The 22,382-nt window shown below is 58.3% G+C and carries 23 protein-coding genes; 4 read left to right on the top strand and 19 right to left on the bottom strand.

All coding sequences use genetic code 11. From position 1 onward, the window contains the following. Positions 1–11: 11 nt before the first annotated feature. The gene (gene fepB / locus ACSZO1_RS11330) at positions 12–1,037 is read right to left on the bottom strand and encodes a Fe2+-enterobactin ABC transporter substrate-binding protein (protein ID WP_437612559.1); all 1,026 of its coding nucleotides are present in this window, start codon (positions 1,035–1,037) and stop codon (positions 12–14) included. 213 nt (positions 1,038–1,250) lie between these two features. Here fepB and ACSZO1_RS11325 point away from each other — a divergent pair, with 213 nt between their 5' ends. Together ACSZO1_RS11325 and ACSZO1_RS11320 are read left to right on the top strand one after the other, a co-directional pair. Beyond that, complete coding sequence (locus ACSZO1_RS11325; protein ID WP_437612557.1) at positions 1,251–2,693, top strand: EmmdR/YeeO family multidrug/toxin efflux MATE transporter; 1,443 nt, start codon at positions 1,251–1,253, stop codon at positions 2,691–2,693. A gap of 205 nt (positions 2,694–2,898) precedes the next feature. After that, positions 2,899–3,651 carry a response regulator gene (locus ACSZO1_RS11320; RefSeq protein WP_437612555.1) on the top strand — a complete coding sequence of 251 codons (753 nt, stop codon included), beginning with the start codon at positions 2,899–2,901 and terminating at the stop codon, positions 3,649–3,651. Between the two features lie 354 nt (positions 3,652–4,005). On the opposite strand, the gene ACSZO1_RS11315 is transcribed toward ACSZO1_RS11320, so the two are convergent. The 17 genes from ACSZO1_RS11315 to phnF form a co-directional block, all read right to left on the bottom strand. Further along, positions 4,006–4,944 carry an ABC transporter substrate-binding protein gene (locus tag ACSZO1_RS11315; protein ID WP_437612553.1) on the bottom strand — a complete coding sequence of 313 codons (939 nt, stop codon included), beginning with the start codon at positions 4,942–4,944 and terminating at the stop codon, positions 4,006–4,008. Positions 4,945–5,122: 178 nt separating this feature from the next. Next, positions 5,123–6,145 (bottom strand): ABC transporter permease subunit, encoded by a 1,023-nt coding sequence (locus ACSZO1_RS11310; protein WP_437612551.1) that lies wholly within the window; start codon positions 6,143–6,145, stop codon positions 5,123–5,125. Continuing rightward, a complete protein-coding gene (locus tag ACSZO1_RS11305) occupies positions 6,120–7,634 on the bottom strand; it encodes a sugar ABC transporter ATP-binding protein (RefSeq protein ID WP_437612549.1) in 1,515 nt (504 codons plus the stop codon). Before ACSZO1_RS11305 ends, ACSZO1_RS11310 begins: the two co-directional genes overlap by 26 nt. Positions 7,635–7,724: 90 nt before the next feature. Continuing rightward, complete coding sequence (gene phnE / locus ACSZO1_RS11300; protein WP_437612577.1) at positions 7,725–8,618, bottom strand: phosphonate ABC transporter, permease protein PhnE; 894 nt, start codon at positions 8,616–8,618, stop codon at positions 7,725–7,727. After that, positions 8,618–9,484: a phosphonate ABC transporter, permease protein PhnE gene (phnE, locus tag ACSZO1_RS11295; protein ID WP_437612547.1), complete on the bottom strand. Its 867-nt coding sequence runs from the start codon at positions 9,482–9,484 to the stop codon at positions 8,618–8,620. The genes phnE (ACSZO1_RS11300) and phnE (ACSZO1_RS11295) overlap by 1 nt, the downstream gene beginning before the upstream one ends. A gap of 274 nt (positions 9,485–9,758) precedes the next feature. Next, the gene (phnD, locus tag ACSZO1_RS11290) at positions 9,759–10,694 is read right to left on the bottom strand and encodes a phosphonate ABC transporter substrate-binding protein (protein WP_437612545.1); all 936 of its coding nucleotides are present in this window, start codon (positions 10,692–10,694) and stop codon (positions 9,759–9,761) included. 27 nt (positions 10,695–10,721) lie between these two features. Then, positions 10,722–11,555 carry a phosphonate ABC transporter ATP-binding protein gene (gene phnC / locus ACSZO1_RS11285; RefSeq protein WP_437612543.1) on the bottom strand — a complete coding sequence of 278 codons (834 nt, stop codon included), beginning with the start codon at positions 11,553–11,555 and terminating at the stop codon, positions 10,722–10,724. Positions 11,556–11,667: 112 nt separating this feature from the next. Continuing rightward, positions 11,668–12,411, bottom strand: a complete 744-nt coding sequence (phnP, locus tag ACSZO1_RS11280) for a phosphonate metabolism protein PhnP (RefSeq protein ID WP_437612575.1) — start codon at positions 12,409–12,411, stop codon at positions 11,668–11,670. 28 nt (positions 12,412–12,439) lie between these two features. Beyond that, entirely contained in the window at positions 12,440–12,982 is a 543-nt protein-coding gene (phnN, locus tag ACSZO1_RS11275) for a ribose 1,5-bisphosphokinase (RefSeq protein ID WP_437612541.1), read from the bottom strand. Further along, entirely contained in the window at positions 12,982–14,118 is a 1,137-nt protein-coding gene (phnM, locus tag ACSZO1_RS11270) for an alpha-D-ribose 1-methylphosphonate 5-triphosphate diphosphatase (RefSeq protein WP_437612539.1), read from the bottom strand. The genes phnN and phnM overlap by 1 nt, the downstream gene beginning before the upstream one ends. Next, complete coding sequence (gene phnL, locus ACSZO1_RS11265) at positions 14,108–14,818, bottom strand: phosphonate C-P lyase system protein PhnL (protein ID WP_437612537.1); 711 nt, start codon at positions 14,816–14,818, stop codon at positions 14,108–14,110. Before phnL ends, phnM begins: the two co-directional genes overlap by 11 nt. Positions 14,819–14,840: 22 nt before the next feature. Then, positions 14,841–15,602 carry a phosphonate C-P lyase system protein PhnK gene (gene phnK / locus ACSZO1_RS11260; protein ID WP_437612535.1) on the bottom strand — a complete coding sequence of 254 codons (762 nt, stop codon included), beginning with the start codon at positions 15,600–15,602 and terminating at the stop codon, positions 14,841–14,843. Next, a complete protein-coding gene (locus ACSZO1_RS11255; protein ID WP_437612533.1) occupies positions 15,592–16,440 on the bottom strand; it encodes an alpha-D-ribose 1-methylphosphonate 5-phosphate C-P-lyase PhnJ in 849 nt (282 codons plus the stop codon). Before ACSZO1_RS11255 ends, phnK begins: the two co-directional genes overlap by 11 nt. Beyond that, positions 16,433–17,512, bottom strand: coding sequence for a carbon-phosphorus lyase complex subunit PhnI (locus ACSZO1_RS11250; RefSeq protein ID WP_437612531.1), 1,080 nt, complete (start codon positions 17,510–17,512; stop codon positions 16,433–16,435). Before ACSZO1_RS11250 ends, ACSZO1_RS11255 begins: the two co-directional genes overlap by 8 nt. Next, entirely contained in the window at positions 17,512–18,087 is a 576-nt protein-coding gene (gene phnH / locus ACSZO1_RS11245; RefSeq protein ID WP_437612529.1) for a phosphonate C-P lyase system protein PhnH, read from the bottom strand. Before phnH ends, ACSZO1_RS11250 begins: the two co-directional genes overlap by 1 nt. Beyond that, positions 18,087–18,533: a phosphonate C-P lyase system protein PhnG gene (gene phnG, locus ACSZO1_RS11240; RefSeq protein ID WP_437612527.1), complete on the bottom strand. Its 447-nt coding sequence runs from the start codon at positions 18,531–18,533 to the stop codon at positions 18,087–18,089. Before phnG ends, phnH begins: the two co-directional genes overlap by 1 nt. Further along, the gene (gene phnF, locus ACSZO1_RS11235; RefSeq protein ID WP_437612525.1) at positions 18,534–19,247 is read right to left on the bottom strand and encodes a phosphonate metabolism transcriptional regulator PhnF; all 714 of its coding nucleotides are present in this window, start codon (positions 19,245–19,247) and stop codon (positions 18,534–18,536) included. Positions 19,248–19,466: 219 nt separating this feature from the next. Here phnF and ACSZO1_RS11230 point away from each other — a divergent pair, with 219 nt between their 5' ends. After that, positions 19,467–19,907, top strand: coding sequence for an antitoxin Xre/MbcA/ParS toxin-binding domain-containing protein (locus tag ACSZO1_RS11230; protein ID WP_437612523.1), 441 nt, complete (start codon positions 19,467–19,469; stop codon positions 19,905–19,907). Then, entirely contained in the window at positions 19,904–20,365 is a 462-nt protein-coding gene (locus ACSZO1_RS11225; RefSeq protein ID WP_437612521.1) for an RES family NAD+ phosphorylase, read from the top strand. Before ACSZO1_RS11230 ends, ACSZO1_RS11225 begins: the two co-directional genes overlap by 4 nt. Before the next feature lie 235 nt (positions 20,366–20,600). Here the strand turns inward: ACSZO1_RS11225 and ACSZO1_RS11220 are convergent, their stop codons facing one another. After that, complete coding sequence (locus ACSZO1_RS11220) at positions 20,601–22,331, bottom strand: hydantoinase B/oxoprolinase family protein (RefSeq protein ID WP_437612519.1); 1,731 nt, start codon at positions 22,329–22,331, stop codon at positions 20,601–20,603. Positions 22,332–22,382 lie beyond the last annotated feature (51 nt).

Raw genomic sequence — 22,382 nt, 5'->3', positions numbered from 1 at the left:
CTCATCACGGGTTACGGCTGCACCTTGCCGAAATGGCGCTCAATACTGTTCAGCATATTGCTGGCACTGTAGTAATCGAGGCGGAACGTATCCGGCCCCATGGCGTAAATATGCTGTTGCTGCACCGGTGGCAGATGCTTAAGGAAAGGATTATTACTGACCTGCTGCACCGTGGCCTCGGTGGCGGAGAACAGCAGCAGCGTGTTGCCATTCAGACCGAAAGCCATATTCTCCCCGGCCAGCTGAATAATGTCGTTGCGCTTACCCATACTGGTTTGCGGCGTGACATCCATCGGCAGCGACGCCAGAGTAAAACCGAGTTCAGTCAGCAGTTTTCCCTGCGCCGAAGCGGGGGTCCACAGATTCACACCACGGCCATCTTCGTAATACACCAGCGCGGAAACTGGCTGCGGCGGCAGCGTAATGGACTGCTTCAGCGCCGCGACGCGCTGATTAAAACCGTCAATCCGGCTCTGCGCCTGCGCGTCATGGCCGGTAATACTGCCCAGTTCGGTTGCCAGTTGCTGCCAGCTCTTGTCACCGTAATCGATCACCAGCGTCGGCGCGATAGCGGACAGCTGTTCATACAGTTTGAGGGCAGAATCGCCGCCAGTGGCAGCAATAACAATCAGATCAGGCGCTTCGGCGGCAATCGCTTCCGCATTCGGTTCACTGATATACAGCGGTTTCACCTGACGCGCTTTCGCTTCCTGACCCCACTGGGTAAAGAAACCCTGATCGTCCGCCACCGAGGTATTGCGCGCGGTTGCACCTGAACCGATCACCGGCGCATCAATCGCCAGCAGGGTTCCGGTCAGCGTCACGCTGGTCGACACAATACGCTGCGGCGCATGGTCAAGGGTGAATGCCCCTTTCGGCGTCTGCAGCGTGCGCGGCCAGTCGCCCTGGGCGGCATGATGGGCTGGCGCAGCAGCCTGTTCACTGGATGGGTTATCGCAGCCAGCCAGTTGCAGGGCCAGCGGTAACAACAGCAGCGCGGCAAAACGTGACGCGCGGTTAGACAGCATATTTTTCATTTATAAGGGAAATTTATGTAAATGAGTATTATTATCATACCGGGAATGGGGTTGAATTGAAACGGCTTTGCCGTCGCGGAAAGCTGCGGTGGATCAATTCCCCTGGCGGAAAAATGGCTTTTTTATGCCTGCCTTCATAAATAGTTTGATTATTATTCGCAGCTTAACCATTCTTATAACTCCCCCGACTTCTTTGACCTCGCTGGAACGCAATTGCAAAAGCTGCATACAAAACTGCTGCACGCCATTCAGGGCACAGCATGGTATCCCAAACGGCGTTCCTACGGGGTTCTGCTTCGGCGCGAAATCACTCCACTGGCTGTACCGATCCTGTTCGAGAATGCCTGCGTCCTGCTGATGGGGGTGCTGAGCACCTTCCTGGTCAGTCGTTTAGGTAAAGAAGCGATGGCCGCTGTCGGGCTGGCTGAAAGTTTCAGCATGGTGATCATTTCGTTTATTGCCGCCGTCGATCTCGGCACCACCGTGGTGGTGGCGTTCAGTCTGGGGAAACGCGATCGCAAACGGGCACGCGCCGCCACACGTCAGTCGCTGGTACTGATGACACTGGCCGCCGTGGTGCTGGCGTTGCTGATCGAGTTTTCCGGTAGTGCCATCGTCAACCTGATTGCCGGTGACGCCGACCCGGCGGTGAAGGAACTGACGCTCACCTACCTGCGTATCACCGTCTGGAGTTATCCCGCGGCTGCCATCGCCCTGATCGGCTGTGGCGCACTGCGCGGCGCAGGCAATACCAAACTGCCGATGCTGATTAACGGCGGGATGAATATCCTCAATATTATTATCAGCAGCCTGCTGATTTATGGCTGTCTCTCATGGAACGGGCTGGGCTTTATCGGTGCCGGTATCGGCCTGACGCTGTCACGCTATATTGGCGCGGCGGCGGTGATCTATGTGCTGGCGATTGGCTTTAACCCGGCGCTGAAAGTCACCCTGCGCAGCTACTTCCGCCGGATGAACGGGCCGATTCTGATGGAAGTGCTGAGTATCGGCCTGCCCGCCAGTATCGAATCGGTGCTGTTTAACGGCGGCAAACTGCTGACACAAGTCTTTGTTGCAGGCATGGGCACCAGCGTGATTGCCGGTAACTTTATCGCCTTCTCCATTGCCTCGATCATCAACCTGCCCGGTAACTCACTGGGCGCCGCCGCCACCATTATTGTCGGCACCCGGCTCGGCAAACAGCAGGTGAGCCAGGCGGAACGCCAGCTGAAGCATATTTTCTGGCTGTCCACCTTTGGACTCTGTGCACTGGCAATGATTTCCGTGCCGCTGGCAGGCGTGCTGGCCTCGTTCTACACCAGCGAAGAAGACGTTATCGATGTCGTTAAAGTGCTGGTATGGCTTAACGCCGCCTTTATGCCGATCTGGGCGGCCTCCTGGGTTCTGCCCGCAGGCTTAAAAGGCGCGCGCGATGCCCGTTACACCATGTGGATCTCGATGATCGGCATGTGGGGCTGCCGGATTGTGGTCGGCTATATTCTGGGAATTGTGCTCGGCTTTGGCGTGGTCGGCATCTGGCTGGGGATGTTCCTTGACTGGATCGTGCGCGGTCTCTGCTTCTGGTGGCGGCTGACCAGCGGGCGCTGGCTGTGGCAGTACAGTCATCTGCGCAGCAAAAACAAACCGACGCCGTAACAGCGGAGCCACTGACATCAGCCCCGCCCGCGAGGCGATATCTGGCTCATGACTAAAATAGCGGCTGACGCATTCTGCGGCACGCGCCGAAAAAACGTCGCCCAGCGCGCGACCCGTCTCACATTTTCCCTCCGCAACCATCACCTTTGGTGATTGCTCGCATACACTGCTTTTTTATCCTGCGCGCAATCAGTGAGGTTCCGTGATGAAACCCGCCATTCTGGTGGTCGATGAAGATCATACCCTCTGCCAGCAACTGAGCGATGTGCTGAGTGAGCATGGCCTGACAGTTTACAGCTGCCAGCGCGGCGCCGATGCGCTACGCTGCCTGACACTGCGCAACGATATCTCGCTGGCGATGCTGGATATGATCCTGCCGGACACCAATGGCCTGCTGCTGTTACAGCAGATACAACACCTGCGACCGGATATGCTGGTCATGATCCTGACCGGAATGGGTTCAGAAGCCGACACCGTGATAGGGCTGGAGATGGGTGCCGATGACTATATCGCCAAACCCTTCAGTCCGCGGCTATTAGTCGCGCGTATTAAAGCGATGCTGCGCCGCAGTGGTATCGTGGCACGCTCCAGCGTACAGGACATTCCACAGGGCTGGCAGTTCAACGGCTGGCGGCTCGATGAAAACCGCTGCACCTTATCTAATCCCAGCAGTGAAGACGTGCCACTCACCCAGGGAGAATACAGCCTGCTGCTGGCGATGATCCGCCATGCCCGCAAGGTACTGACGCGTGACCAGCTGCTGGAACTCACCCACAGCGAAACGCTGGACGTGCTGGACCGCACCATTGATGTCCTGATCATGCGCCTGCGGCGCAAAATCGAAGCCAACCCACACCAGCCAACCCTGATCCGCACCCTGCGCGGCCTGGGCTATGTCTTTGCTGCCGATGTCACGCGCCTCGACACTCCTCCCCCCATTGCCAGCCGCATTGCCTGATTGCCTGATTGCCTGATTGCCTGATTGCCTGATTGCCTGATTGCCTGATTGCCTGATTGCCTGATTGCCTGATTGCCTGATTGCCTGATTGCCTGATTGCCTGATTGCCTGATTGCCTGATTGCCTGATTGCCTGATTGCCTGATTGCCACCAACAGCCAGAAGAATTCCCAAAGCGCCACATACGCGAAAAGCACAGGGAATACGGGCAAAAAAGGAAAGCGTCCCGCGCCAGGGATGGCGTGGGCCGGGCAGCTAGGGATGGCGAACAGCGACTTTCCGATTTGCCCGTATTCCCTGTGCCGGGCACCATCCCCACAGCGACGCCCCTAAACTAACCCAACCCCAAAGCAAATCACTTCACCGTCCACCCCTTATACTGCCCGACATTATTGCGATCAATCATCTGCACCGGAATCAACACCGTCTCTTTCGGCGCCGGTTTCCCCTGCAAAATGTCATAGCCAATTTCCACCGCACGCGCCGCCATCACCTGTGGGTCCTGCGCTGGTGTGGCAACAAACAGCGAATTACTGCGCTTCAATGCTTCTTCGCCATCCGGCGAACCATCAACACCCACAATAAAGAACTCACTGCGCTGCGCCTGCTTCGCCGCCAGATCAGCACCAATTGCCGTCGGATCATTAATCGCGAAAATAGCATCCACTTTAGGGTTAGCGGAAAGCAGCGAAGTCGCCACTTCCAGCCCACCTTCGCGACTGCCTTTGGCATTCTGATTATCGGAAAGCACCTTAATACCCGGATACTTTTTCAGTTCCCCCTGACAACCCGAAACCCTGTCCATAATCGACGACACTGGCGGCCCGTTAATAATCAGAATATCGCCTTTCCCTTTCAGCCGGTTAGCAATGTACTGACAGGCCAGCATCCCGGCCTGAGTATTATCGGAAGTGATCGATGCGTCTGCTCCGTCAGCCGTCACATCCACCGCCACCACCACCACACCCGCATCACGTGCCCGTTTCACTGCCGGGGCGATGCCTTTCGAGTCCGCCGCGCCGAGCAAAATCATATCCACCTTCGCCGCGATAAAGTTATCGATCTGCGCCACCTGCTGACCGAGATCATAACCGCTGGATACCAGCGTCACCTTGACGTTATTGCCCGCCAGCTCATGCGCCTTCATCTCCGCCCCTTTCGCGATTTGCACAAAGAACGGATTCGCCAGATCGCCCACAGTGACGCCGATACTTTTTAGCGCTTTCGCCTGCGCCAGTGATGCTGTCAGCAGCGCAACGGCCAGCAGCCCGCCTGTAATCCGATGTAAACGCATAGATCTTCTCCTGTATGGATTGGATTGCATGTGCTCACGCCTCTGCTCTGGAGGGAACGGAATGGCGGGAAACCGAATGATTTGCGGCGTTTGTTCCCCCACCCCAGCCCTCCCCCATGGCATGAGGGAGGGAGTATCAGCCCCCTGCCCCATGTGTGATGGAGGAGGTACGTGAACGTTAGGTCTGATGATGGCGGGTGCGGTATTTATCAAGCAGCACCGCAATAATGATCACCGCCCCCTTGATCACTAACTGCCAGAAGTAAGAGACGCCCATCAGCGTCATACCGTTGTTCAGCGTGGCAATAATCAGCGCGCCGATTAACGTGCCAGTGATACTGCCAATGCCGCCGACAAAACTGGTGCCACCGAGGATCACCGCCGCTATCGCATCCAGCTCATAACCCACACCGAGATTGCCATTGGCGCTGTAAAGCCGTGATGCGCTCATCAGCCCGCCAAGACCGGACAACAACCCACTGGCGGCATAGACAAACAACAACACCGCACCGACCTTAATCCCGGTCAGCCGTGCCGCCTGCATATTGCCGCCCACGGCGTAGATATGAACGCCCAGCGTGGTGCGGCGCAGAATAAACCAGCACAGCGCCACCACTGCAAAGGCAATCACCACCAGCCACGGCACGGAACCAAGATAGCCATTACCGATCCACTCAAAATTGATCGACGAGTTAATCACCGTCGTGCCATCCGCCAGCAGATAGGCCGCGCCACGCAGCGCGGTATAAGTGCCGAGCGTGACAATAAACGGCGGCAGCCCGGCCCAGGCAACCAGCATGCCGTTAAACAGCCCCATCAACAGCCCCGCCAGCAGCGCAGCGGGAATCGACAATGCCGCCAGCGCCGGATTGAGCGACACCACCATCGCCACTACCGCTGTCGCCCCCAGCATCGACCCCACGGACAAATCGATACCGCCCGTCAGAATGACAAACGTCATCCCTGCCGCCAGCACGATATTAATGGAGGCCTGACGGGTAATATTCAGCAGATTGCCTTCTGTAAAAAAGTTCGGCGCGACCAAACCGAATACCACCACGATCAGCACCAGAACAGGCAAAATACCGATGGTTTGCAGCATATCGGCAACCAGTACGCGCTTTAGCCCTGGAAACCTGCTGCGTTGGGGTGTGCTGGTAGTCATCGGCTTCTCCTCAGGCGTCGGCGGCTTGCGGCACATCAACACCCGTCGCCAGCGTCATAATGCTCTCCTGGGTAATCGCTTCCCCCTGCAGCTCGCCGACAATCGCCCCCTCGCGCATCACATACACCCGGTCGCTCATCCCCACCACCTCCGGCAGTTCACTGGAGATCATCAGTATGGCCACCCCCTGCTGCGCCATCTGGTTCATCATGCGGTAGATCTCGCTCTTCGCCCCGACATCCACACCGCGCGTCGGCTCATCGAGCAGCAGAATACGCGGCCCAATGGCGATCCAGCGCGCAATCAGCAGCTTCTGCTGATTACCGCCTGACAAGCCACCGGCCCGTACCTGAGCATGAGGAATGCGGATATTGAGGGTGTGAATCGCTTCGCCGGAAATCGTCTGCCCTTTGCGCCGATCCAGCAGCCCGTAATGGGCATCGCGTTCAATGGTCGCCACCACAATATTTTCGTGCGCGGCGAGTTCGGGGAACAGCCCCTGCTCTTTGCGGTTTTCCGGCAGATAGCCCATACCAAGCGCAATCGCCTCGCGCGGCGACGTGATATGTACCGGCGGCCCTTCAATGGCGACAGTGCCGTGGGTGGAGGTTCGGATACCAAAAATCAGCTGCGCCAGCTCTGAACGCCCTGCGCCGACCAGTCCCGCCAGGCCGACAATTTCCCCCGGGCGAACATACAAACTGCAGGGGTGAATTTTGCCGCCATCCGCCAGTGCTTCAACCGTCAGGCGCGGCATACCGCGGATAGCCACGGGCGCTTTATTAAACAGATCGCTAAGCGGACGTCCCACCATCATGCGCACCAGTTCAGCGGCATTCAGCGTGTCACGCAGCAGACTGCCGACATACTGACCGTCACGCAGCACGCTGACCCGATCGGCAAGCTCATACACCTCCGCCATGCGATGACTGATGTAAATGATCGCCATACCCGCACTGCGCAACCGCTTGATCAGTGCGAACAGCTGCGCGGTTTCGCGCGAAGAGAGTGCCGCCGTGGGTTCATCCATCACCAGAATGCGGCTGTTGCGGTGCAACGCGCGGGCAATTTCCACCTGCTGTTGCTCGGCGATGCTCAGCGTCATTACCCGGTCGCGGGCAGAAAACTGCGCGTGCAGGCGATCGATCACCTGCTGTGCTTCCTGCTCCATCTGACGGCGGCTGACCAGACCGCCACGCTGAATCTCTGCACCGAGAAAAATATTCTCCGCCACCGTCAGATTCGGCGCCAGGTTGATCTCCTGATAAATCAGGGTAATCCCGGCATCCAGCGCATCTTTCGGTGAGTGGATATGCGCGGGCTTACCGTCGATGAGAATCTCCCCGCTGCTGGCGGTGTAAGCGCCAGCGAGGATCTTCATCAGGGTGCTTTTCCCGGCACCATTCTCACCCATCAGGGCATGCACTTCGCCGGGAAAAACCGTCAAACTCACCTCTTTTAAGGCATAAAACTGCCCGAAGCGGCGTGAGATGTTGTTCATCTGCAGAATTGGCGGGGCAGCCATTTCCAGTCTCCTGTCCGGCGGTTAATCGCAGCAGTAAAACAGGAGAAAATAAATGGAAAATGTCAGCGGCGGTTCATATTTGTCATAGTGTTAATGACTGGTCTTGCTCCCGGGCTGATACAGTGGCACGTCTTTGCCAATAATATAGCGACGGCGCAGGCGTGAAGAGATAGCGTCCATCACCATCACGACCGCCACCAGCAACAGGGTGATAAACATCACCACATCCCAGTTCCACAGGCGCATATTTTCCGCATACACCAGGCCAATACCTCCCGCACCAACAAAGCCCAGTACAGCAGCTGAACGGGTGTTGGACTCCAGCTGATACAGACTCAGCGCGAGGAACGTCGGGAACGACTGGGTGAAAATACCGAAGCGATGTTTCTGCAGCGAATTCGCCCCCACCGCCTTCAGACCACGTCCCGGTGAACGCTCTACCGCCTCATGACCTTCGGCATACAGTTTGCCCAGCAGACCAACATCCTGCATCACGATCGCCAGCACACCGGCAAGCGGTCCCATGCCGACGGCGCGGACAAAAATCAGTCCCCAAATCGCCATATCGATGCCGCGCAAAATATCCAGCAGACGCCGCACCAGTAAGGCAACCGGGCGCAGCTGACGGCTGTGCATCACATTGCGCGCCGCAAGGAACGACAGTGGCAGCGCCAGCAGCGTGGCGGTCAGCGTACCGGCAAAGACAATCGCCAGCGTAATCGCAATCTGCGAGAAATAGTAAGCAAACGGCCAGTTAACGAAGTCATGCCAGACAAACATGCGCCGGAAATAGCGGCCAAGCTGCTGGCAGCCGTTGACCCACTGCGCCCACGGAATGCCGAACATCTGAAAGAACAGTACATAGAACAGCAGTACCGCCAGCGCCAGCAGTCCCAGGCGGCGGAGATAGCGGCGCTGCACGCGGAACAGATCGCCATGCTGCTGACGCAGACTGGCGACATCGATGGGTTGATCTAAGTGCATCATGCCTGTTTCCCCTCAACCACCCAGCGGCGCAAATGGCCGGAAAAGGTATCCAGCAGCGAGACCACGACAATAATGAGCAGCAGCGTGATGCTCACCTGATCATAGCGATCCAGCTTGATATTGGTCATCAGCTCCTGGCCGATACCACCCGCACCGACCAGACCGAGAATGGTCGATGAACGGAAATTCACTTCCATACGCATAAAGCTGTACGAAAGAAAGATCGGTTTCACCTGCGGCCAGTAAGCAAAGCGCATCCGCTGCAGTTTACTGGCGCCTGCCGCCGCCAGACCGCGTACCGGTTTGTCCGACGAGGTTTCGATTGCTTCATAAAACAGTTTGGTCAGGCTGCCGGTGGAGTGCAGCGCCAGCGCCAGAAAGCCGGGGATCGCGCCAATACCAAACGCCATGACAAACATCACCGCCCATGCCAGCTCCGGCATGGTGCGCAGGAACGCCACCAGCGTGCGAATGGCGTAACGCAGTGAAGCGGGCGTATGGGTGTTACCCGCGGCCAGAAATGCCAGCACGGTGGCGACCATCACCGACAACAGTGTCGCCGCCAGCGCCAGCTGCAGAGTTTCCCAGATCAGCGGCAGTTGAATGGGCAGACGGTAACCCCAGTAAGCCAGCGACCCTTCGGTACGGCCGTCGGCAAACAGCAGCGACCAGTGCAGCACCGGCACCGTTTCCAGCAGGTAGTCGAAGAAGTGTGGCAGGGATTCCCAGATGGTATGCAGGTCGAACTCTGCGATATGTCCCGCGCCAAGATAAAGTGTGACTAACAACAGCGACCACAGCAACGCATCGCGCTTTTGTCGTCCTTTGATTTGCTGATAATAGCGTTCGAAGTCGTTATTCATGCCGTCCACGTTGTAACAGGCACGCCGTAGCGGGCCGGAGGTTATTGATACCGGGCAGATTTGCGGAACACGATTCGAGCCGCCTTTAACTCTGTGCCAGCTCAGGGAACACGGTCAGATCGGAAAGTCGCTTTTCGTCATCCATGACCGCTCGGCCCACGCCATCCCTGGCGCGGGACGCTTTCCTTTTCTGACCGTGTTCCCTTCGCTTCAGCTTGCTGAGTTGTCTGTCGGTGTTCCCTTCACTTTAACATCAGCGATCTGTGGCAACTGATTAAGCGCGACCACCTTTGGTCAGTTCACGCTTCATTTCGATAATCTGCTTATAGTCATCCACGCTGGCCGGGCCGATATGCTGGGTGCCGCCCATCGCTTTGATAAAGCAGCTGTGATTTTCGGTATCCAGTTTCTTAATCGCTGTCACGACTTTCTGCTTAAAGTCAGCGGGCAGGCTGTTGCTGACCAGAATCGGGCCATTCGGGATCAGTGGCGATTGCCAGATAATGCGGATTTTTTTCATCAGGTCCGGATTATCCATCTTGATCATGCGGGTGAAAGCGCCCGCGGTGTAGCCAGTGTTGTAATCGCCGACCATCGAGGTCCAGGTGACCGCCCCGGCAAACTGGCCATTCAGCACGCCGAGGATGTCCTGCTCGTGACCGCCCGAGAAGGTGACGCTGCTGAAGGTGTTGTTATATTTGTTGTCGCTGGTGCCGCCATACAGCTGCTTAAACGACTGGTTCGGGATCAGGAAGCCCGAAGTGGAATCCGGGTCAGCAAAACCAAATGCGGTGCCTTTCAGATCTTCCAGTTTCTGATACGGGCTGTCCGCTTTTACCACCACCACAGAGTGGTAACCACGTGATTTATCGTTGTCATCCACCGCAATACCGACCACATCCACCGCTTTCGGATCTTTGATGTATACCGATGCGTAAGAGGATGGCGACATGCTCAGCACCAGATCAATCTTGCCGCCCAGCAGGCCCTGGATCACGCCAGAGTAGTCTGACGAGTTGCGCAGTTTGGTATCCACACCCAGCTCTTTATCAAAAAAGTCTTTCACGCACTGGTTATCACCAATCTGCTGCGTGGCGTTCTGGCCGCCGAGAATACCCAGATTCAGTTCCTTTGGTGCATCCGCTGCTACCGCGCTAAAGGTCATGACTGCGCCGGTCAATACTGTGGTCAAAACAAGATTTTTTTTCATTGCTGTCGCCTGTGTTGTGTTGCCTGCTTAGTGAACCTGACTGATTTCATCGCCATACAGGGTATGGAGAAGCGCTTCATCGATTTGTGCGGGATGCCCATCAAACACGATACGACCGTGTGCGATACCGATGGCCCGCGTACAGTACTCTTTCACCAGCTCGACCGAGTGCAGGTTGACCATCACGCTGATGCCGTTTTCACTCACCTGACGCAGCACATCCATAATGCGGCGGGTGTTTTTCGGATCGAGTGACGCCACCGGTTCATCGGCCAGCAGGATTTTCGGTTTCTGCATCAGCGCACGGCAGATCGCCACACGCTGCATCTGTCCACCGGAGAGGTTTTCCGCGCGCTGCAACGCCTGCGGCAGCATATTCATCCACTGCAGCAGCGAAATGGCACGGGCGCGATCGTCGTCGGGGAAAATTTTAAAGAAGGATTTCAGCGTCGAAGTCTGGCTGAGACGCCCCAGCAGCACATTGGTCAGTACATCGAGACGCGGCACCAGGCAGAAGTCCTGGAAAATCATGCCGCAGTCGGCACGCCACTGGCGCAGCTGACGGCTGTTCATTTTGACAATATCCTGCTGCGAGGCATCATCACGGTAGTTGACAATCGCCCCTTCCGTCGCCGGCAAGGTGCCATTCAGCACATGCAGCAGCGTGGATTTACCCGCGCCGGAACGACCGATCACCGCCACCAGCTCACCGGCATGCAGATCAAAATTGATATCCTGCAACACGCGCTGCTGGGCGGAATAAGCTTTCCCCAGGCCGCGCACGGCAAGAACGGTTTGCTGCTGTTGCGCCTGCCAGTGCGCCTCAGGTTCAGGAGCGGATTTCAATAGTGCCTGTGCCATATGCGTATCCGTGTCTGTTCAGTGAGTTGAAGAATTTCACGCTTATTAAGAGCATCGGGTATGAAAAGCAGATGACAGGCGGATGATAAAACCGTGACGACAGCCGGTTCTGTTAGCCGCGCAGGGTCAGACCGTCGTGTGCTGCCGCAATACCCGACGGCAGGGGGTTATGTTGCAGCCAGCGATCCACCTCATGCGTCAGGTGGGTCAGCCAGCTGTGGCGTGGGGCAATTTGCTGATGCAGACGAATGGCCAGCTGAATGTCGTTGTGATTACGCGGCGCATCACACGGCGGGTAGTTGCAGTCGATAATCAGATGTTCGGGCGGCTGCGCACGCAGGAAGTCCAGCGTGTCGGCAGGCAGATCGACGGTGTCACACAGCCAGGCGAACGCGTGCTGTCGCCCGCGGATATGGTAGCCAAAGGTGATCCTGGAGTGAATCAGCGGCAGCGGCGTGATGCTGAGCGCGCCACACTGCAATGGCTGAAACGCGCGTAATGGCGGCTGAAACTGCAACAGCCCGGGATGTTTAAACAGGTCATCGCAACCCGCCGCATCGGGCGGACCATACACCGGAATGGAAGCACCAATACCCCAGCGCAGCGGAAACAGTCCCTGCACGTGATCCATATGATAATGGGTGAGTAAAATACGGGTGATATCGCCGCCGCAAAACTGCTGCTGCAGATCCGTTCCGGCATCCAGCAACGTGGTTTCACCGTCACAGCGGATCAGACCGCTACAGGGGCCACGGCGGTATTGCGGCTGCTGGCGCGCACGCTGGCAGATCGCGCAGTCGCAGCCAAATACCGGCACCTGCTGTGCCCCACCCGTACCGAGAAAAGTCAGTTCCATCACTGCCACGCCCAGAGAAAATGGTTGATTAACGGCATGATGCCTCCCGCAGCAGCGCGGCAAACTGGCGTAACGTCTCCGCCAGTTCACCATCATTGTTCAGCACCAGACAGGGATGCGGCATCACTTCCTGCGCCCGTTGCAGACGCAGGCTGATTTCCGCTTCGCTCTCACGCGCGCGCAGACGCAGACGCGCGGCCAGCACCGTCTGCGACACCTGTAAACAGACGGGCAACAGCGCCGCGCCATAACGCTCGCGTACCACTGGCAGATGCAGACGGGAACCGTTCACCACCACATCCATGCCCTGTGCCAGCCAGAGATCGATCTCAATCCCCAGCGCGTAGCAGTGCTGATGCGCCTGCCAGTCGATGGCAAACAGCCTTTTCGCCCGGCGACGCAGGAATTCGGTTTCGCTCAGGGCAATATGGTTTTCCCCGCCCGCATTAGCGGGACGGGTGATATAGCGGTGCGCCACCATCACCCCTTCCGGCTCGGTGTCGCGCAGCGCCTGCAGCAGACTGTCCTTGCCTGAGCCCGATGCCCCCATCAGCCAGATCAGCCGCGCCATCAGTATACCGTCCGCCCCTGTGACCACACCTGACGAATATGCACATGACCGTGATCGGTATGTGCCAGCACCAGGTCCGCCCGTTTGCCTTCGCCAATCACCCCGCGATCGTTCAGCTGCAGCGACGCCGCTGGATTAGCTGTCACCAGCGCCACTGCCGCTGGCAGGTCGTAACCATTGGTTTCATCCTGTGCCAGACGGAAAGTGGCATCGAGCAGACTGGCGGGATAGTAGTCGGACGAGAGAATATCCAGCAGCCCCTGCTGTGCCAGCTGATGCGCCGCGACATTGCCGGAGTGCGAGCCACCACGCACAATGTTCGGCGCGCCCATCAGCACCTGTAATCCCTGCTCGCGTGAACGCCGCGCCGCGATTTCTGTGGTGGGGAATTCGGCAATCACGCTGCCCACCGCATGCGATTCATCAACATGGTCTGCCGTCGCGTCATCATGGCTGGCGAGGGCAATCCCCAGTTCACGGCAGCGCGCCGAAATGGCGCTACGGTTCGGCTGCGACCAGCGCTGCGCCAGACTAATCTGCTGCGCTTCGAACTCATCCATCTCGCGATCGTTCAGCTGATATTTACCCTGATAATATTCACGATATTTGGTCAGTGAGGTGTACTGGCGCTGCCCCGGCGAGTGATCCATCAGCGACACCAGCGACAGTCCCGGGGTATGCATCAGCTGTTCGAACAGGCCCAGCGTGCTGTCTTGCGGCAGCTCACAGCGCAGATGCAGACGGTGTTCGGCGCGGTTCAGCCCCTGGCGCTGACTGTGAGTAATGGCGTTAATCATCTTGCTCAGATTATCCAGCCGGTGACCGCCGTCGCGCACATCGCCGACGCCAATCGCATCCAGCACAGTGGTGATGCCGCTGGCGACCATCAGCGCATCATGGCTGCTCATCGCCGAATGGGCCGGCCAGTCCACTTTTGGCCGCGGGGTGAAAAACTTGTCGAGATTGTCGGTATGCAGTTCCACTAGGCCAGGCAGCAGATAGCCACCTTCACCATCCAGCGCCTGCGGCAGCTGGCTGCTGCTGTCACTAAAACTGCGGATAATGCCGTCACGCATCTCCAGCGATCCGTTGACCACCTCATCTTTCAGCACCAGACGGACATTATTAATGATCATGGGAAGGTTCCTTAGCAGGTGGCAACATAGGATGCAGGCGGTCGGCAACCCGGTCGCGCACTGCTTTATCATGGAAAATACCGACAATCGCCGCACCGCGATCGCGCGCCTCTTCAATCAGCTGCACCACTGCGGCGCTGTTGGTGCTGTCCAGCGAAGCGGTGGGTTCATCCAGCAACAGAATCGGGTAGTCGGCAATAAAACCGCGTGCGATATTGACGCGCTGCTGCTCGCCGCCGGAGAAGGTCGACGGCGCCAGTGACCACAGGCGCTCAGGCACATTCAGCCGTTCCAGCAGATAACGGGCGCGTTTTTCGCACAGCGCACGTTCCACGCTGCGTTCCAGCAGCGGCTGCATCACCACTTCCAGCGTCGGAATGCGTGGGATGACCCGCAGAAACTGGCTGACCCAGCCAATGGTTTCGCGTCGTATTGCGAGGATTTGCCGGGCGGGCGCATTGACCAGATCGATCCACTGCCGCTGGTGATACACCCAGATATGGCCTTTTTCCGGCAGATAATTGGCGTACAGCGAGCGCAGCAGCGTCGATTTACCGCTGCCGGAGTGGCCATCCAGCACCACACATTCGCCCGTCTTAACGTCAAAACTGGTGGCACGCAGTACCGGCAGCACCACACCGTGCTGATTGTGTAACACAAAGGTTTTACTGAGATTTTCCACGCGAAGCAGCGTTTTCATTGTTCATTCCTGCGATTGCACATCAGCTTAAAACGGAAGACACCAATAGCTGGGTGTAGGGATGGTGCGGATCGTCCAGCACCCGGTCCGTCAGCCCGCTTTCCACCACTCTGCCCTGCTTCATCACCAGCAGACGGTGCGCCAGCAGACGCGCCACCCCGAGATCGTGGGTCACTATCACCACCGCCAGATTGAGATCGCGCACCAGCGTGCGCAGCAAATCGAGCAGACGCGCCTGTACCGAGACATCCAGCCCGCCGGTCGGCTCATCCATAAACACCAGCTGCGGATGTGTCACCAGGTTGCGGGCAATCTGCAGACGCTGCTGCATGCCACCGGAAAAGGTTGTCGGCAGGTCATCAATACGCGTCACCGGAATTTCGACATCCTCTAGCCACTGGCTGGCGCGCTGGCGAATATTGCCGTAATGACGTTCACCGACCGCCATCAGGCGTTCGCCGATATTGCCGCCCGCCGACACCTGACGGCGCAGACCATCCAGTGGATGCTGATGCACCACACCCCATTCGGTACGCAGCAGACGACGGCGCTCGCTTTCACTCAGGGCGTACAGGTCGCGTCCCTGATAACGGATGGTGCCCTGCTGCGGAGCCAGACGGGCGGAAATCGCCTGCAGTAAGGTGGTCTTCCCCGAGCCAGACTCACCCACTATGCCCAGCACTTCGCCGGGGTACAGCTCGAATGACACCTGCTCAAAACCCTTGCCTGCCGCCCAGAGGTGCGTCAGGTTATGCACCGCAAGCAGCGGCTGTTCAGTGTTCATGGTGGTTTTCCTGCTGCTGACGGCAATAATCGGTATCGGAACAGACAAACATGCGCGTACCGTGGTCATCCATTACCACTTCGTCCAGATAACTGCTGCGCGAGCCGCAGATGGCACAGGGTTCATCCCACTGCTGCACCGTGAACGGGTGGTCGTCGAAATCGAGGCTTTCCACTTTGCAGTACGGCGGCAGCGCATAAATGCGCTTCTCGCGCCCGGCACCAAACAGCTGCAGTGCAGGCATCATATGCATTTTCGGATTATCAAATTTCGGGATCGGTGACGGGTCCATGACATAGCGGTCATTCACCTTCACCGGGTAGGCATAGGTGGTGGCGATATGGCCGTAACGGGCAATATCTTCATACAGCTTCACCTGCATGATGCCGTACTCTTCCAGCGCGTGCATTTTGCGCGTTTCCGTCTCACGCGGTTCGATAAAGCGCAACGGCTCCGGGATCGGCACCTGGTAAATCAGAATCTGATCTTCCACCAGCGGCGTTTCCGGGATGCGGTGACGTGTCTGGATCAGCGTGGCGTCGGCGGTACGCTCAGTGGTGGCCGCACCGCTGACACGCTGGAAAAAACGCCGGATAGAGACGGCGTTGGTGGTGTCATCTGCGCCCTGATCGATCACTTTCAGCACGTCATGCTCGCCAATAATGCTCGCGGTAAGCTGGATGCCGCCGGTGCCCCAGCCGTAAGGCATTGGCATCTCGCGGCCACCAAACGGCACCTGAAAACCGGGAATCGCCACCGCTTTCAGGATCGCGTGGCGGATAACACGTTTCGTCTGCTCATCCAGATAACCGGGGTTATAGCCCGCTAACTCACTCATGGTTTTCACGCTCCTGATGGCTGGCACGCAGCCGCTTCAGTAATTCCAGTTCGGCCTGGAAATCGACGTAATGCGGTAATTTCAGATGAGAGACAAAGCCCGCCGCCTCGACATTGTCGGCATGGGACAGAACAAACTCTTCGTCCTGCGCCGGGCTGGTGACGCGCTCCTGGTATTCAGCAGTTTGCAGCGCACGATCCACCAGCGCCATCGACATCGCCTTACGCTCCGCGCGGCCAAACACCAGACCGTAACCACGTGTGAAGTGTGGCGGCTGATCCTCCGGCACAGTAAAACCGTTCACCATTTCGCATTCCGTTAGCAGGATTTCACCGATGTCCAGCGGGAAACCCAGCTCTTCCGGTTCGATTTCCACCGTGACGTAACCGGTCCGAATTTCACCGGCAAACGGATGGGTACGGCCGTAGCCACGCTGAGTGGAATAACCCAGCGCCAGCAGAAAACCTTCATCGCCACGCACCAGCTGCTGTAAGCGCGCCGAACGCGGCGACGGATACGCTGGCGGTTCGCGGGTGATATCCAGCGGCTCACTGCCGTCATCGCGTTCCTGCGCGGCCAGCCCTTCGCGCGTCATCAGATCGAACATATGCGGACACTGCGCCTCCAGCGGCTGCTCTGCGCGCGGTGCGGCAGGCGTTTCGCCATTGGCCAGCAGGGTAAAATCAAGCAGACGGTGGGTGTAATCGTAAGTCGGCCCCAGCAGCTGACCGCCGGGCAGATCTTTGTACACCGCGGAGATACGCCGTTCGAGGCGCATTGCGCTGGTGTCCAGCGCCAGACTGTCGGCAAGCCGCGGCAGCGTGGTGCGGTAAGCGCGCAGCAGAAAAATCGCTTCCACCAGGTCGCCGCTGGCCTGCTTAATCGCCAGCGCCGCCAGTTGCGGATCAAAGATACCGCCTTCGGTCATTACCCGATCCACCGCCAGCCCCAGCTGCTGCTCAATCTGCTGACACGCCAGTTCAGGCTGCTGCGGGTCGCCGCGCCGCAGGTTCTCCTGCAACTGATGCGCATTGGCTATCGCCTTTTCGCCCCCTTTGACCGCGACGTACATCAGCACACCTCCACTTGCGTGGTGCGCGGCAGCGCCATCATCGCTTCACCACAGGTGAAAATTAGGTCGATGCCCTGCGGGAAACATTGCTGGCGCTGACGCAGCGCATTCAGCAGGCTTTCCGGCAACTGTGGCGCGATGGCGCGTGTTTCCATCAGTCCCGGCCCGCGCAGATGCAGTGTCAGGCCGCCGTTCAGCGCCGGTACTTCAATAATCACCGTGGTGCTTTTTTCCGGCGCCAGATTGTCGCCAGCGGCAAAACGGTGCGGATCGATATCCGAGCTGGCATGCAGCAAGGCGAAAGGCGCATCGTCACGCGCCGTCAGCGCGGCGCCGGTGTGGAAACGCAGGTTCTCCAGCAGCACGTCATCGTGCAACGCCTCATCCAGCCACAATGGCGTTTCGCGATCGACCAGCGTCAGCAGAATGGCCGTCGCGGCAGGGGAAATTGTGCCCCAGCCGTGTTGCATCGGCAGGGATACCATCGCGCCAGGCTCGCTCATCGCTTTCAGAATACGGCGAAACGCGTACTGGGAATCGGTCACCGGGTGGTTAAAACTGGCCAGTAATGTCATTAATTGTCTCCCCGTACCAGGGTAAAGAAGTCCACGCGGCTGCTGGCGATTTCACGCGATCGCAACTGCAGTTGCTCTGCACGTAGCGCCGCCAGCGGCGTAATCAGATGTTGTTGCAACAGCGAATGCATTTCCTGCTGCTGCAGTAAGGCGTCGATCAGGGCGCAACGCTCGGCATGCGCCTTGTCGCGTCCGGCGAGATAGCTGTAGCCACAGGTGCCATCGCTGAGACGCACCACCGCGCGGGTGACGGTCATATCGCCGAGGATAAAACGTTTACCGCTACCGCCCATGCGCGCCTGCAGGCGCGTCAGGCCGGTTTCCGGCGCGCGCAGCACCTCATAGTGCGGTTGCAGATTCAGCGCCTGCCAGTGCTGTTCCAGCTGCTGCGGCTGACTGTGCGCCAGCACCGATAACCACTGCTGGCGTGCCTGTTGCTTCTCCATTTAGTGCTCCAGCGTCAGTTCGATCATATCGGCGCGCGTCAGGCTGACGGAGTATTCCGCCACCCGATCATCCGCCATCACGTTTAGTGTGCGTACGCACAGCAGCGGTGCCTGCAGGCTCAGTTCCAGCAGCCTGCTCTCTTTTGCCTGTGCGCGACGTGCGCTGATGCGCGTCTGGCGGCGCGTCAGCGACTGATTAAGTTGTTGCTGAATAAACTGATGCAGTGAACCGCTATGGAACTGCTGCAACTGCGGCCACCAGTCGAGATGCGGGATAAAGTGGTTAATCACACACACCGGTATGCCATTCACCCGCCGCAGGGTGCGCAGGTGGATAACGTTATCGCCTTCGTGGCAGGCCAGCGCTGTCGCCACATCACTGCTGGCAGGACGCAGCACCGCCAGCAGGCGCTCACTGGTGGGATGACTGCCCTGCTCCATCAGGTTCTGACTGAAGCGCGCCTGGGCGTGTAGCGGGTAATCCCACGGGCGCATCAGCACCAGGATGCCGACACCGTGACGGCGCTGCAGCAACCCTTTATTCACCAGTTCGTCGACGGCACGGCGCAGCGTATGGCGATTGACCGCGTAACGCGTTGCCAGCTGCTGCTCAGAAGGCAGGTAATCACCACAGCGGTAACCCTGGCGTACCTCCTCTTCCAGCTGCGCGGCAACGGCCTGATAGACAGTGGTCGGATGTCTGGATAAGTTCATCATATGCTTTACCTCCGCCACGCTATCGCGGCGCGATTTGGCTTAACGATTGGCTAGTGGGGCATAGCTTGCGGGGAACCTGTGACAATGAGGTTAACGACAGATTGCGCCAGGATGAATTTGCGCCGCAGGTCAGCGGGTGCGGTAAAAGTGTCAGATTGACTCTTTACGCCAGATGGCTATCATTAACTCTGTCAGTTGGCAGTTTTGAGGTCATCAATGAAAACCTACTCTCCTTGCGTAAATCACGATAAACCCACCAGCTTATGGGTGGCGGCCAATCTGCCGGATGTGTCAGGCCCCGAATTGCGCGGCCTGATGTCGCGCGGCCTGCAGGTCGGCGTGATTGACAATATCCGCGATATCGTCGGCTTTAAAAAAGAGGAGTTTCTCTCCACGCTGGGGCTCAGCGCGCGCAGCATTGCGCGGCGCAAAGACCGGCTGTCGCCCGATGAGAGCGAGTCCATCACCCGCTACGTCACCGCCTTTGATTTAGCGCTCACCATGTTTAACGGCGATTACCAGAAAACCATCGGCTGGATGGATACGCCGGCGCGTGTGCTGGGCGGCGAGACACCGAATCAGGCGATGAAAACCGAAACCGGCGCGCGTGATGTGATCAGCCTGATCGAAGGCATCAAACACGGTGTGGTCATGTGATTCTGTATCGTTTTTGCCAGAAGCGCTGGGCGGCAAGCGCATGGAGCGGCATTGGCGCGATCAATAACAGCGTCGCGCGCTGGAATCATCCCGGTACGCCGATGGTGTATGTGGCGACGTCTGTTTCGCTGGCGATGCTGGAAGTGCTGGTGCATGTGCAGGATGAGTCGATTCTGTCGCTTTATCAGCTGATGAGCATTGAGATCCCGGACAAGCATATTGTGCAGCTGGATCTGCACGATTTACCCGCCAACTGGAACGCGCTGGTGCCGGGGCGCGCGACGAAACAGATCGGCAGTGACTGGTATCAGGGCGCGTCCAGCGTCGGTCTGATGGTGCCATCTGCAGTGGTGCCAATGGAGTTCAATATGCTGGTCAATCATGAACATCCGGCGTTTGCGGCCTGTCTGAAATCGGTAAAGCCGCTGGAGTTCAGGTTTGATGCACGTCTGAGTTAGTGGTGAAGAATGTGCAGACATCACCGTTATGATCCCCTCCCCCGCTGCGGGAGATGGCGCTAAACATTCCCTCCCCCGTAAAACGGGGGAGGGTCAGGGAGGGGGAGCCAACAGCACGGAGCCGTCAGTTCCCCCATCCCAGCCTTCCCCCGCTTGCGGGGGAAGGGGCATTAAAAGCTGCCATGGTCAGCATCGGTGCATAAGAACTGACGTCTCGATTGCCTGTACTTCCCCATCACTGCAACGCCGGAAAACGCTGGCGTAACTGAGCAAACAAGCCCGTCATCTGCTCCGCCAGCGGCCGGTCCGCCAGTTCACCCGCCTGCACCGCCGCAAACACCTGATGCTTCACAAAGTGACGCCAGACCACCGGCATTGAGGCCAGAAATGTCGTCAGCAACTGATAGCGCTCCGGAGTCCACAGCGCTTCAAACTGACGGCGCGCCTCGCCGGTATCAAAGTGCTGTCCGGTCTCGTTTTCCGCCATGGAGGCACGAAGTCGCGCCGTTTGCACGTCATCAACGCCGTCATCAACAATCACCACGCCATAATCGCGCTGCGCCGCCTCTGGCGAAACAAACCCACAGCGCACATCGCGCAACACCGCCTGCGGCAGACGCTGACGCGGTGCACCGTAGCCCCCGGCACCCGGTCCTTTAATCGCAATCACATCCCCCGGGCCACAGCGAATCACATCGGTATTGCCATGTTCGGTCACCGTTTCGCCGGAATGAGTGCGGAACCAGGAGGTCGATCCTGCGCGTCCACCCGCCGCCCCCGCCGATGAAAAGACGGAGCGGTTACGGTTACGCGCCGTGATAGTGGTGTCCGGTGCGAACACTTCAAACGCCATCTCGGTCGCCAGTCCACCGCGATACTGCCCTGCCCCGGCGCTGTCAGGCACCAGTCCGTAGCGATGAAAACGCACCGGCACTTCCGCTTCGTTAATTTCAATCGGCGTGTTTTTCAGGAACGCGGACAAACCGCCAGAGCCGTCCGGGCCATCGTGCCTCGGCGTGCCGCCTGCGCCACCGCCCACCGGCCCCAGTGAGGCCACCACGGTACGGTTATGCTGGTCGACGGTACGGATATTGATAATCGAGTTGCCGCCCGGCGAGTTGGCAGGCAGCCGCTCCGGCATTGCCAGTGAGAAGACGCCGACGGTGGCAATCTGCGACATGGCGCAGGTCAGCGAACGCATCCCCACCGCCGCTGGTGCTTCGCAATTCATAATGGTGCCCGGCGGCAGAATGGCCCGCGTCGGACGCAGTGTCCCGGCGTTGAGCAGCAGCGAACGATCCAGCGTCGACAGTACATAAGTCACCCCCACCAGCGCCAGCGGATGACGTTCGCGCCCGCCGGTCGGCATATTCAGTGACGACATCAGCTGAGGATCGCTGCCGGTATAGTCGAGTTCCAGCGTCTCACCGCGCACGCGCAGCGTCACCGCGATACGACACGGCCAGCCGCCTTCACTGTCTTCATCGGCGTAGTCGGCATAAAAATAGTCGCCATCCGGGATGGTGGTAATAATATTGCGCGCCTGCTGTTCGGCGTAATCGAGAATCCCTTCAATGCCGGTAAGAAAATCATCGATACCAAAACGCGCGATAATCTCCTGCACCTTGCGCTCACCGATATTCACCGAGGCGATCTGCGCATTAAAATCGCCCCAGTTTTGTTCCGGCGCTCGCACATTGAGACGCATAATACGCGCCACCTCTTCATTCAGCTGACCACCGGCAATGATTTTCAGCGGCGGAATACGAATCCCCTCCTGCACGATATCAGTCAGCGAACGTGACAGCGAGGCTGGCACCGCACCGCCAACATCGGTGTTATGAATATGGCCGACCACGAAGCAGGCGATGTCCCCCTGATAAAACACCGGTTTCCAGATATGGATATCCGGCGAATGGGTTGCCACGTTACCAGCGTAGGAGGCGGATTCAAGTTCGAAGTGCAACGCTAAGCCGCCTGTCTTAACTCTGCAAAGACCACTGAAGGCTGCCGGAAC

Source organism: Erwinia sp. V71, assembly GCF_965644245.1.
Lineage (GTDB): Bacteria > Pseudomonadota > Gammaproteobacteria > Enterobacterales > Enterobacteriaceae > Erwinia.
This window is presented reverse-complemented; position numbering and strand designations above follow the sequence as displayed.